Annotated in this window: 14 protein-coding genes and 2 pseudogenes; 10 read left to right on the top strand and 6 right to left on the bottom strand. The window is 71.0% G+C overall.

Translation table 11 applies throughout. The features are described from left to right. Positions 1–216 precede the first annotated feature (216 nt). Entirely contained in the window at positions 217–609 is a 393-nt protein-coding gene (locus ACWJ6R_RS20900) for a hypothetical protein (RefSeq protein WP_449063850.1), read from the bottom strand. Between the two features lie 107 nt (positions 610–716). Next, positions 717–899, bottom strand: coding sequence for a hypothetical protein (locus ACWJ6R_RS20895; protein ID WP_449063849.1), 183 nt, complete (start codon positions 897–899; stop codon positions 717–719). Between the two features lie 212 nt (positions 900–1,111). On the opposite strand from ACWJ6R_RS20895, the gene ACWJ6R_RS20890 reads away from it, so the two are divergent. The 5 genes and pseudogenes from ACWJ6R_RS20890 (at position 1,112) to ACWJ6R_RS20870 (ending at position 4,934) form a co-directional block, all read left to right on the top strand. After that, positions 1,112–2,785, top strand: coding sequence for a transposase (locus ACWJ6R_RS20890; RefSeq protein ID WP_449063848.1), 1,674 nt, complete (start codon positions 1,112–1,114; stop codon positions 2,783–2,785). After that, complete coding sequence (locus ACWJ6R_RS20885) at positions 2,782–3,222, top strand: TniB family NTP-binding protein (protein ID WP_449063847.1); 441 nt, start codon at positions 2,782–2,784, stop codon at positions 3,220–3,222. Before ACWJ6R_RS20890 ends, ACWJ6R_RS20885 begins: the two co-directional genes overlap by 4 nt. Then, entirely contained in the window at positions 3,188–3,703 is a 516-nt protein-coding gene (locus tag ACWJ6R_RS20880; RefSeq protein WP_449063846.1) for a TniB family NTP-binding protein, read from the top strand. The genes ACWJ6R_RS20885 and ACWJ6R_RS20880 overlap by 35 nt, the downstream gene beginning before the upstream one ends. After that, positions 3,700–4,224 (top strand): annotated as a pseudogene (locus ACWJ6R_RS20875) (TniQ family protein); the annotation flags it as partial. The gene ACWJ6R_RS20880 and the pseudogene ACWJ6R_RS20875, both read left to right, overlap by 4 nt. A gap of 476 nt (positions 4,225–4,700) precedes the next feature. Next, complete coding sequence (locus ACWJ6R_RS20870; protein WP_449063845.1) at positions 4,701–4,934, top strand: hypothetical protein; 234 nt, start codon at positions 4,701–4,703, stop codon at positions 4,932–4,934. 7 nt (positions 4,935–4,941) lie between these two features. On the opposite strand, the gene ACWJ6R_RS20865 is transcribed toward ACWJ6R_RS20870, so the two are convergent. Then, positions 4,942–5,877, bottom strand: a complete 936-nt coding sequence (locus tag ACWJ6R_RS20865) for a tyrosine-type recombinase/integrase (protein WP_449063844.1) — start codon at positions 5,875–5,877, stop codon at positions 4,942–4,944. A 183-nt stretch (positions 5,878–6,060) separates the two neighbouring features. Between ACWJ6R_RS20865 and ACWJ6R_RS20860 the strand changes: the two genes are divergently transcribed. Beyond that, entirely contained in the window at positions 6,061–6,663 is a 603-nt protein-coding gene (locus ACWJ6R_RS20860; RefSeq protein WP_449063843.1) for a class I SAM-dependent methyltransferase, read from the top strand. Between the two features lie 107 nt (positions 6,664–6,770). On the opposite strand, the gene ACWJ6R_RS20855 is transcribed toward ACWJ6R_RS20860, so the two are convergent. Beyond that, positions 6,771–7,463, bottom strand: a complete 693-nt coding sequence (locus ACWJ6R_RS20855) for a hypothetical protein (protein ID WP_449063842.1) — start codon at positions 7,461–7,463, stop codon at positions 6,771–6,773. Between the two features lie 430 nt (positions 7,464–7,893). Here ACWJ6R_RS20855 and ACWJ6R_RS20850 point away from each other — a divergent pair, with 430 nt between their 5' ends. The 3 genes from ACWJ6R_RS20850 to ACWJ6R_RS20840 are packed head-to-tail and all read left to right on the top strand — an operon-like array spanning position 7,894 to position 8,972. Further along, positions 7,894–8,316: a transposase domain-containing protein gene (locus ACWJ6R_RS20850; protein ID WP_449063841.1), complete on the top strand. Its 423-nt coding sequence runs from the start codon at positions 7,894–7,896 to the stop codon at positions 8,314–8,316. A gap of 19 nt (positions 8,317–8,335) precedes the next feature. Beyond that, positions 8,336–8,560: a hypothetical protein gene (locus tag ACWJ6R_RS20845; RefSeq protein WP_449063840.1), complete on the top strand. Its 225-nt coding sequence runs from the start codon at positions 8,336–8,338 to the stop codon at positions 8,558–8,560. Then, positions 8,508–8,972: a transposase gene (locus ACWJ6R_RS20840; RefSeq protein ID WP_449063851.1), complete on the top strand. Its 465-nt coding sequence runs from the start codon at positions 8,508–8,510 to the stop codon at positions 8,970–8,972. Before ACWJ6R_RS20845 ends, ACWJ6R_RS20840 begins: the two co-directional genes overlap by 53 nt. Before the next feature lie 11 nt (positions 8,973–8,983). Here ACWJ6R_RS20840 and ACWJ6R_RS20835 read toward each other — a convergent pair. Both ACWJ6R_RS20835 and ACWJ6R_RS20830 read right to left on the bottom strand, forming a co-directional pair. Further along, positions 8,984–9,828, bottom strand: a pseudogene (locus ACWJ6R_RS20835) (transposase); the annotation flags it as partial. 268 nt (positions 9,829–10,096) lie between these two features. Continuing rightward, positions 10,097–10,429, bottom strand: coding sequence for a YnfA family protein (locus ACWJ6R_RS20830; protein ID WP_449063839.1), 333 nt, complete (start codon positions 10,427–10,429; stop codon positions 10,097–10,099). Between ACWJ6R_RS20830 and ACWJ6R_RS20825 the strand changes: the two genes are divergently transcribed. Beyond that, positions 10,428–10,633: hypothetical protein (locus ACWJ6R_RS20825; protein ID WP_449063838.1), on the top strand; the 206-nt coding region annotated here is incomplete at its 3' end. The two genes, ACWJ6R_RS20830 and ACWJ6R_RS20825, sit on opposite strands and share 2 nt — an antisense overlap.

Below are 10,633 nucleotides of genomic sequence, written 5' to 3'. Positions count from 1 at the left end.
GCCGTTACGCTCCAGCGGTCACGCTTGTGTGCCTACGAACTGCGGAACCCGGGCTCTTCTCCGGGGAGTTTTCCCGGCGCCGCCTGCCGGGCCGCACCGACATGATCCGAGGAGTTCCCAGTACTGCTCCCTGGATAAGCAGAGTTATCCGGGGAGCAGTGCAGCTTTCCCGCTGAGCGCCTGGCCTGCGAACCCGTCGGGACCCGCGAGGGCAGGTCAATCCCCGTAGCAGTGCAGCATCAGGCCCGGCTCTGCACGCCAGCACTCCAGCAGCTCCCGCAGGGCCGCGATCAGCGCGCGTTGCACGTCATCACCGGCAGCCGTCTCCAGCCGATCGACATTAGCCTCGATCCGCGGCAGATCGCGATAATCGAGCACCGTGTCCGACCACGAGTCCAGGTGCCCAAGGATCTGAAGCCTGCCGCCCTCGGAGCAGTTGACCAGCGACAGCAGCACGTCCACCTCCACATCCAGCAGCCAGCCCCACTGCCGGGCCGTCTCCCACTCCGCGGCGATGGCGCGATGGTGCTCGCGCCGCTGCGCCCGAGTGGCCCGGCGCAGGCTCTTGGGGCGCGGCTGCGCCGGACGCAGCACCAACAGCAGTCCCATCCTGGCGAGGGTAGCGGCCTTGGGCCGGCTTCACCGGCGGTGAGGATCTCCCGGACCTCGGTCGGCGGGTCGAGGCAAGCTCGACGCCCGCGCTGGTCCTGACGCGCTCAGCCGTCGAAGCGTCTCCAGTCGATGCCCAGGTCACCGAGCGGGCGCAGCGCGCTGCGGTACGTCGGGCCGACCCCGACATCGCACTCCTCGCCGGTCCATGGGCTGACGTAGGCGACCAGGCCGGGTGCGGCATATAAGGACGTCGGCGACAGCGGCCACAGCCACGCCCGCAGCGGCACCCGGTGCAACCTGCCGGTCAGCTCACCGACGAGCGATGCCGGAACGATCGTTTCCGGGACGCCCCGGGAAGATCATCTAGGTGAGGGTGTTCTGTCGATTCCCGTAGTCGTGTTCAACATCTTCCTGGCGTTATGTGGCTGGTTGCAGCAGACTTCGGAACCTCCTGATCCCCGTACCCCGTGCACTACCGTCGATTTTTGTCCGTACTCGTGTGCACAACGGTGAGGTCGGCGTGGTCGACGGCGTGGCGGAGCTGGGTGTGCTGACGGCTTCGGCGGAGGAGTGGGAGGTCGCCGTCCGCCGGGCCGAGGTGATCGGCCGGTTGGCTCGGGAGCCGTGGGTCCGGGTGGCGGCGGCGGATGAGGCAGCAGCGGAGTTGGGGGTCTCTCGTCGGCAGGTGTACGGGTTGCGGAAGCGATGGCGGACGGGTTCGGGGCTGGCCTCTGACCTTTTTCCTCGACGATCGAGTGGTGGGCGCGGCCGGGGCCGGTTACCGGAGGAGGTCGAGGCGCTGCTTGTGGAGGTGATCCGGACGCGGTATCTGTCCAAGCAGCGCCGTTCGGTGACGACGGTCTACAAGGAAGTCGTCCGGCAATGCCGGATCCGCGGCCTGCCGGTCCCGTCGCGGGGGACGCTGGAGCGCCGGATCGCGCGGCTGGATCCGGTGGTGGCCGCCATGGCCCGGCAGGGCGCGGACGCCGCTCGGGCGTTGCGGGCGGCGGGCGGGGAGCCTCCGGTGATCGAAGGGCTGCTGGAGCGGGTGCAGATCGACCACACGGTCGTGGATCTGGAGATCGTGGACGAGCGGTACCGGCGGCCGATCGGCCGGCCGTACGTCACGGTGGCGATCGACGTGGCGTCGCGGTGCGTGTGCGGGCTGGTGGTCACGCTGGAGGCTCCGTCGGCGCTGTCGGTGGGCTTGTGCCTGGCGCACATGGCGACCGACAAGCGGCCGCAACTGGAGCGGCTCGGGGTGGATGCGGCCTGGCCGATGTCCGGCAAGCCGCGCGAGATCTACGTGGACAACGCGGCGGAGTTCAAGAGCGAGGCGCTGCGGCGGGGCTGTGACCAGCACGGGATCGCGGTGGCGTGGCGGCCGCCGGGGCAGCCGCATTTCGGCGGGATCGTCGAGCGGCTGATCGGCACGATGATGGAGATGGTGCACGAGCTGCCGGGCACCACGTTCTCCAACCCGGCCGAGCGGGGCCGCTATGACAGCCAGGCGGCTGCGGTGCTGACGTTGGCCGAGCTGAACACGTGGCTGGCGCTGGCGGTGGCGGTCTACCACGGCCAGGTGCACGGCACGCTGAGGCAGACCCGGGCCGCACGGTGGGAGCAGGGCGTCGCCGAGGGGGGACGCCCGGCGACGGTGGTGAGCGAGACGGCGTTCCTGGTCGACTTCCTGCCGGTCGAGCGGCGGGTGCTGAGCAGGACGGGCTTCACCCTCGATCACGTCCAGTACTTCTGCGCCGGCCTCAAGCCGTGGATCGCTCGCTGCGGGCAGCTGGGCAAGTTCGTGCTGCGGCGCGATCCGCGCGATATCTCCCGGATCTGGGCACTGGACCCCAACGGCGTCTCCTACCTGGAGGTGCCGTATCGGACGATGTCGCGGCCGCCGATCAGCCTGTGGGAGCAGCGCGCGGCGATCGCGGCGCTGCAGGAGGCGGGCCGCGATCAGGTGGATGAGAACGCGCTGTTTGTGATGGTGGAGCAGATGCGGCGGATCGCCGAGGACGCGGCGGCCACGACCCGCACGGCCCGCCGTGCGGTGGAGCGCCGTGCCGCGGTCACGGCCCGGGCCGCAGCGGCACCGGTGGTGCCCCCGCCGGCGGATGTCGGGCCTGTGGCGGCCCCGGCGCCGTTCGAGGTGATCGAGCAGTGGTGAGCGATGCGGAGGTCCGGGATCCGGAGGATCTGTCACATCTGCATGAGAGCGCCCGGCGAGTGGCGCGGCTGCCCGCGGCCGAGCGGCTGCGCTATGTGCGCGCCGACCGGTGGATCGGCTACACCCGTGCCACGCAGGCATTGGAGAGGCTGGAGGAGCTGCTGGCGTTGCCGGCGCGGCAGCGGACACCGAACCTGCTGCTGATCGGTGCGACGAACAACGGCAAGTCGATGATCATCGAGAAGTTCCGGCGGGCGCACCCGGTCGTCGCGCACCGCGATCGGGAGGAGATCTCGGTCCTGGTGGTGCAGATGCCGTCGGACCCGCACGTCGGCCGCTTCTACACCGCGCTGCTGGCCGGTCTGGGATCGCCGTTGCGGCCGGCGATGAAGCTGGCTGGCCGTGCTGGAGCAGCTGGCGCTGCGGCTGCTGCGTGAGGCCGGGGTGCGGGTGCTGGTGATCGACGAGTTGCACAACACCCTGGCCGGGTACGGCAGCGCCCGCAGGGAGTTCCTCAATCTGCTGCGCTTCCTGGGCAACGAGCTGAAGATCCCGCTGGTGGGGGTCGGCACCCGCGAGGCCTACCTGGCGATCCGCTCCGACGACCAGTTGGAGAACCGGTTCGCGCCGTTCGCGCTGCCGCGCTGGCAGCCCGATGCCGAGGCGCGGTCGCTGCTGGCGAGCTTCGCCGCCTCGTTCCCGCTGCGCCGCCCCTCGGCGATCGCGACGCCGGAGATGGCCGAGTACCTGCTGACCCGCAGCGAGGGGACGATCGGCGAGCTGTCGGCGCTGCTGACCGAGGCCGCGATCGTGGCGATCTCCTCGGGCGAGGAGTCGATCAACCAGCGGACCCTGCTGATGACGACCTACAGCGGGCCGACCGAGCGGCGCCGGTTGTTCGAACGCGAGCTGCTGTGAGCGGTGGTGGTGCCCGCCGGTGGCCGGTCCACCCGCCGCCGCGACCGGGCGAAGCACTGTCGTCCTGGCTCGGCCGCCTGTCGGCACGCTACGAGCTGACGGTTGCGCAACTGCTGACCCACAACCTCGGTCCGGCCTCGGCTCTGGTCGGGAAGGCGCCCGAGGACGACCTGGACTGGGATCCGCCCCGGCCGGTGCTGGAGGCGCTGGCGGAGCGGACCGGGGTCGAGGTCGCCGAGCTGCGGCTGGCGACGATCGCCGGATGGGTGCCGTGGCTGCTGGAGAGCCTCGAACCCGCCGACGGCTCGCAGGCTTTCCACACCTACGTCCGCCAGGACTCGGTCTTGTTCTGCCCGGGGGAGGCCGGCACCAACGTCGTCGGGCGATGGCGGCCCTGGCTGCGGCCCGAACACCCGGCCCGCCGAGGGCCGCGGCGGGTCTGCCCTGTCTGCGCCGCCGACCCCGACCGCGGTACGCCGCTCACCGCGACGCTCCCGCTCATGCTCGGCTGCCCCGAGCACGTGTGCCGCCTCGAAGCCGAAGGCGACGTCGCCCTCGCCTTCGCGCTGGGGCGGCCGCCTCCCCACCGCACCGTGTCCGAGCCCGTCCTGGCCCTGGACCGGCTCACCCGGGAAGGTATGGACACCGGCATGGTCTCCCTGCCCCGCCGGGCGGTACACGTCGGCGTCTGGCTACGGCTCCTGCGCACCCTGCTGGACGAGGTCAGCATCTCCTCCTCCCGCCTCCACCGGCACTCGGCCGCCGCCCTCGAACTGATCTGGGGCACCGTCGGCCGACCGCTGCGGGCCGGCCTGACCGTGTGGCGGCCCTATGAGCAGCTTGATCGGGCATGCCAGGAAGCGATGCTGGAGGCCGCAGCGGTCGCGCTGCACTTGGCCGAGAGCGGAGCGATCACCGCCCGCGGCACGCTCGGTCCTGCCTTGATGCGCGAGCCGCACCGGGCCGTCTACGACGCGATCCGCCCCGGCGCGCCGGTGTGGCCGACCGCCGAGAAGACCTGCGGGAGGAGCTCACCACGGCACTCGAGACCGCCCGGACCGACCCGGCCGTCGCCCGCCGGCTCCTTGCCATGCTCGCCTCCTCCAGCCGGACGCTCGCGATCTTCAACCGCAGACGCCAGGACCTCATCGACATCGGCGTCCCCGAGCGCTACCTGCCCGGCCCTCATGAGCTCGGCCGTGCCGATCTTCTCCCCGGTCGGCGGCTTTGACGACCGGTCAGCGTCTCGAGCGGTCGCGGTGGCGCCGGGCGGCACGGATCTCGGCGTCGGCGACCTTGTCATCCAGCAGCGCATACAGCTGCGTCGTCTCGGCGGAGGCGTGGCCGAGGCGGCGACGGACGGCCTCGATGGACACCTCCGCGTTGATCAGCTCGGTGGCGTGCGCGTGGCGCAGCTGGTGGATGCCGATACTCACTGCGGCCGCGGCGCAGTAGCCCTTCCACCGGTGGTGGGCGGCGTCGTACGACAGCGGCCCGCCCGAGCCGTTGATGCTGGCCCGAAACAGGGGTCCGGCACCGTATCCGGCGCGGGCCAGGTACAACCTGAGCAGCGCGACATAGCCGCGGTCATCCAGCAGCACGGTCCGCACGGTGCCGCCCTTGCCGCACAGGCGCACATGCTCGTCGTCCAGCCGCAAGTCCAGATCCTCCACATAGATCCCGCACACCTCGGAGGCGCGGGCACCGCACACGTACGCGGTCTCGAACAGCACCCGATCCCGCAGCCGGTCCAGCGGAACGTCCTTGCGGGGCCGCCGGGAGCAGATCACGGCGAGGACCTTGGCGACATCGGCGGCCGCAGCCGGCCGGGGCAGGGTCTTGGGGACCTTGATGGTGTCGATCCGGTCCATCGGATTGGCCGACAGGAGATCGTGACGGACCGCCCATTTGCAGAACGAGGCGATCGCCGCCCGTTTGCGCTTACGGGTCGACGCGGCGAGATCGGCGATCTCGGCCAGGTAGGAGCGGACCGGCGCGGCGGTCAACTCGGTGATCTCGCCGTCGTGGTGCGCGCAGAACTGGAGGAGGTCACCGCGGTAGGCGCGGATCGTCTGGCCGGAGGCGCCTGCCTTGGACAGGTCGGTGAGGAAATCGTCCAGATGCCGGGCGAGCCGATGGGCACGGCCGAGGTGCTCGATGATGATCGGATCCATGCCGTCGCCCTCCACCACTCACCAGGTTGCCCGATAACCGGGAAATGAACTGTCCGGGCCGGACGGCATCCATCCAGCTCACTCAGCGCGATACGGGCCCATCTTGCCAGATAACGAAGGTTATCCCGCAACCGTTTCGCGTAGCGGGATCACCGCCTCGCCCGTATCCGACAGGATGATCACATGACGGTGAAGAACGACAGGCGGTGGAACCACAATATCCACTACCATCCCCGCATCCTTCACGCGGTTCCCGACGGCGCCCGGCACGCCCTCGACGTCGGTTGCGGCGAGGGCACGCTCGCCCGCGAACTGCGTCGGGCCGTGCCGCACGTCACCGGCATCGACCTGCACGCGCCCAGCATCGACCAGGCGCGCGCACACCCGGGCGACGTCGACTACATCCTCGGTGACGTCCTCACCCACCCCTTCGAGCCCGCCTCGTTCGACGTCGTCGCGTCGGTGGCCACCCTGCACCACATGGACGCCGCCACCGGGTTGACTCGTATGCGCGATCTGCTGCGCCCCGGTGGGGTCCTGGCCATCGTCGGCCTCGCCCGCAGTACCATGCCGGGCGACCTGCCGCGCGATCTCGCCGGCGTCGTCGTCGGCGCCTTCCACCGCGCCGCCAAGGGCCACTGGGAGCACCCGTCGCCCACGGTGTGGCCGCCGCCGGTGACGTATCGGCAGATGCGGGCGGTGGCCGCCGAGATCCTGCCGGGCTCCCGGTACCGCCGCCACCTCCTGCTGCGCTACAGCATCACCTGGCGCAAGCCGCAGGACTGAGCGGGCCGGCCAGGCCGGCGTCGCGGAGCACGGCCTCGCAGCGGCGGCCATCCGGCCCGCGGGCCTCGGAGGCCGGTCCCGAGCCCTTGAACAGGGTGATCCGCCGCCTACGGCGACTCCGCGGCCGCCGGGGAGCGCCGGCGCCGCTGCGCGCCGAGGAAGCGGATGACGACGACGCCGATGCTCACGGCAGCCGCGGCCCACACGATCGTCTTGCCGATGGCCGCGATCAGCTCGTTCCTGCCGAGCGGAAGCACGATCATCTGGACGGCGGCGCCGACCGGCACGGTCAGTCTCGCGAGCAAGCCGATCACTCCCGGACGCGCGATGCACTCACCGACGGAACCCAAAGGCGCCCCGAAGATGACGCTGGTGACCCACCACACGAGCGGCTCGGTCATATACCAGGAGGACAGGGGGCCGCTGCTGCGCAGGGTCTCCGCCACGCTGTAGGCGGCCGTGGCTGCGAGCAGGGCCAGCGCACCTGCGGCGGCGGCCCGGGCCAGTGCCGCGGGGCGATCTGCTCCGGCGCGGCAGGCCAGCCATCCCACGACGACCGCCAACCCCGCCCACGCCCAGCCGGAGTCCAGCAGCACGCTCACGACTTCCGCGATCGACCACCCGCTGGTGGTGTAGTCCTCGCTTTCGAGGTCGGCGTAGCTGTGGGCGGCGGCGTTGGCGAGGGAGGTCGCTACGCCGAATCCCGCTCCGGCCACCAGCGCCCCCACGAAGATCCCCGCGAGACGGGGCGCCCGTGAGCGGTCCTGCCGTTGACGGCCGTGTCGCTGATCATCGGTCACGTACGCCTTCCTACCGCACACGACCCGATCGCGGCAGTGACCCGGCTGCTTGCCATCGGAACCGCCCCCTACAGGCCAGATGAGGGTGGACGACCGGTGTGCACAGGGCTACGGACATCCATGCAGACGACTTCGGAAATCGACAGCTGGCTCATGGGACATGCTCCCTCCGACCTGAACCGGCCAGCGGTTCTGCCGGCGGCATGATGGTGATGTGGACCGCATGACGGTGTTCCAGCGGGCGCAGGAGCTGTACTTCCAAGGCGACCTCGAAGCAGCCGAACCGCTGCTGAGGCAGGTGGCCGAGACCGGGCACGCAACGCCGCGAGCCTGCTGGGCGCGCTGTGCCGTGATACCGGCCGTCTCGAGGAGGCGGTTCGCTGGTACCTGGTGGCGGCCGAGCAGGGCTGGGCGGTAGCTCCCCGCGCATGTGGTCATCTATCTGCTGATGGCGTTGTGCCTGTTCGCGGACGACGACTATGAGGAGGTCGCGGAGAAGCTGACCGGTCTGCTCGCGGCGGTGCCGGGAGTGCGGTGGGAGCCGCCGACGCGTGGAGCGGTCACCCAGGCCCGGCAGCGGTTGGGGGCCGGGGTCGTTCGGGAAGTGTTCGAGCGCCTCGCCCGTCCGGCCGCGACGGAGGCGACCTCAGGGGCGTGGCTGGGGCGGTGGCGGTTGATGGCGATCGACGGGTTCATCCTCGATCTGCCGGACACGGCGGCGAACCCGGCGGAGTTCCCCAACGACAGCGCGGGCGGGTACGAGACGGTGTACCCGCAGGCCAGAGTGGTGGCGATCAGCGAGTGCGCCTCGCACGCGATCGTCGCGGCGGACACCTCGGGTTGCCGGCAGTGAGCAGACCCTCGCCTACTCGTTGTACGAGCGGCTCACGCCCGAGATGCTGCTGACCGCCGACCGCGGCTTCTACAGCTTCCGCGCCTGGCAATACGCCGCTTCGGCCGGCGCGGCCCTTCTCTGGCGCGTCCAGGCCGGCCTGCACCCGCACTGGCTGGAAGACCTGGACGACGGGTCCTCCTCTCGCCGTCATCACCAAGCCCACCAAGCTGCGCCGATCGCAGAAGGATCGGCTGCGAGATGACGCCCGCTCGGAGCGCGATCTTGATCCGGACCTGGCGGTGATCGTGCGGGTGGTCGACTACACGGTGCCCGACCGCAGGGGCGAGCACATCCGGCTCATCACCACCATCCTCGATCCTGCGGAGGCGACCGCCGAGCAGCTCGCCGCCTGCTACCAGGAGCGCTGGGAGGCGGAAACCGGATTCGCTCAACTGAAGATCCACCTGCGCGGTCCCGGCAGGGTCCTGCGGTCGCGGACCCCGGACCTGGTCCGTCAGGAGATCTGGGCCTACCTCCTCACCCACTGGGCCCTGGCCACCCTGATCTGCACCGCAGCCACCGCGGCCGGGGTCGATCCGGACCGGATCACGTTCCTGGCCACCCTCCGGATCGTGCGCCGCTCGGTCACCGACCGAGCGGCCTTTCCCCCCTGAACCCTCACATGATCTCTGGGTCCGCACCATCCACCAGGCCGGCCGCCCCTGCTGCCCTTCTTCTTGCGGTGGGCGGCCTGGTCCCGCTTCTCCGGGATGACCGCCTTGATGTGGCGACTCCGCAGGTAGGTGCGGTTGCCACGGGAGGAGCAGGCCTTGTCCGCCGCGACCGCGCCGGGCCGGGTGCGGGGACGACCGACCGGCCCCCGCACCCGTATCCCCTGCGGCACCGGGATGAACTGCGGGCTGTCGGCGGCCTGCCCCGCGGTCAGGACGAACGCCAGCGGGCGGCATCTACGGTCGGCGGCGAGATGGATCTTGCTGGTCTGCCCGCCCTTGGACCGTCCGAGCAGGGCGGCTTTCAGCCGGAGCCTGCGCCGACGCCGGAGGTGTCGCCGTTCTTCTGCTTCGGGATCGTTTGCGGCGTTCTGCTCTTGTCGTCCGTCCTGGCCGCCCCCTTTTGCCGGGCCCTGTCGTCTTCGGCGGCCTTCTCCAGTGCGGTGATGACGTCTGGGCCCAGGTGCATCCCGGCGGCGTCGTGGTGCGCCCGGGCGGCGGTGGAGTCCACGCTGACCAGCGACAGGTCCGCCTCACCGCGCGCGGCGGCCTGCGCGATCAGGCCCTCCAGCAGCGCGTCGAAGACACCGGCGTCCCTCCACTGCCGGAAGCGGTTGTGCACGGTCGGCCAGGCACCGAACTCCTTCGGCATCTCCCGCCACTGCCCGCCCGTCCGAAACCGCCAGATCACGCCCTCGAACTGCTGCCGCAGCCGCTGCGGGTACGGGCCGTAGCTGCCGATCGGCAGGTACGGCTCGATGAACTCCCACTCCTCGTCCGTCAGTTGCGCACGCGTCACGTTCGACGGTCTATCGGATCGGGCCCCGCCGTACGGGTGAATCTCCAAGATTGATCACAACTCGATACGCGCCCTAGCGACGACCCGCTCGCGGCCGAGCGGCGCCTCCGGCCCGGGCGGGTCGCAGTCGTCCCGCCCCGCGTGGAACCAAGGATCCGGTTCGCGATGCGCGCCGCGTGCTGCTGGGCCGAGGCCTGGTGCGGGCTGTGCCGTACGACTCAGTGGTGAGGGCAGGGTCGCCGGGCGGATCACCGGCGGCCGGGGGTGGTCATCCGCGCGGGGCGTACATGATGACCGCCACCCCGATCAGGCAGATGAGCGCGCCGATCACGTCCCAGCGGTCGGGGCGGAAACCGTCCATGACGATGCCCCAGACCAAGGACCCGGCGACGAACACACCGCCGTAGGCGGCCAGGATCCGCCCGAAGTGCGCGTCGGGCTGGAAGGTGGCCACGAACCCGTAGGCGGCCAGGGCCAGGACGCCGGCGGCGATCCAGGCGGTCCCCCGGTGCTCGCGCCAGCCCTGCCAGATCAGCCAGGCGCCGCCGATTTCGAACACGGCGGCCAGAGCGAACAGCACCAGCGAGCGGAGAATCGTCATGACCGGCTATCCCAGCACAGACCGCGAACCGGACCATGACCGGCCCACCGCCGCGGCGCGGCGGCCGGTCAGCAACCGCAACCGCCGCCGCATCCGCAGCCGACTCCAGATGCGGCGGCGTCCGGGCGGTGCGGCGCCGGTGCAGCCACCACATGCCCGCTGCGGCGGCGATCAGCAGCCCCGAGACGGCCAGCAGGGCGTTCT

This window comes from Planomonospora algeriensis, assembly GCF_977012225.1.
The sequence above is the reverse complement of the archived record's forward strand: the minus strand, read 5'-3'. Positions and strand labels throughout refer to the sequence as shown.

Bases quoted from the DNA above. Each gene is read 5' to 3' on its own strand.
- ACWJ6R_RS20900 (WP_449063850.1), bottom strand. From the start codon at position 609: ATGGGACTGCTGTTGGTGCTGCGTCCGGCGCAGCCGCGCCCCAAGAGC.
- ACWJ6R_RS20865 (WP_449063844.1), bottom strand. From the start codon at position 5,877: ATGGATCCGATCATCATCGAGCACCTCGGCCGTGCCCATCGGCTCGCC.
- ACWJ6R_RS20860 (WP_449063843.1), top strand. From the start codon at position 6,061: ATGACGGTGAAGAACGACAGGCGGTGGAACCACAATATCCACTACCAT.
- ACWJ6R_RS20830 (WP_449063839.1), bottom strand. From the start codon at position 10,429: ATGACGATTCTCCGCTCGCTGGTGCTGTTCGCTCTGGCCGCCGTGTTC.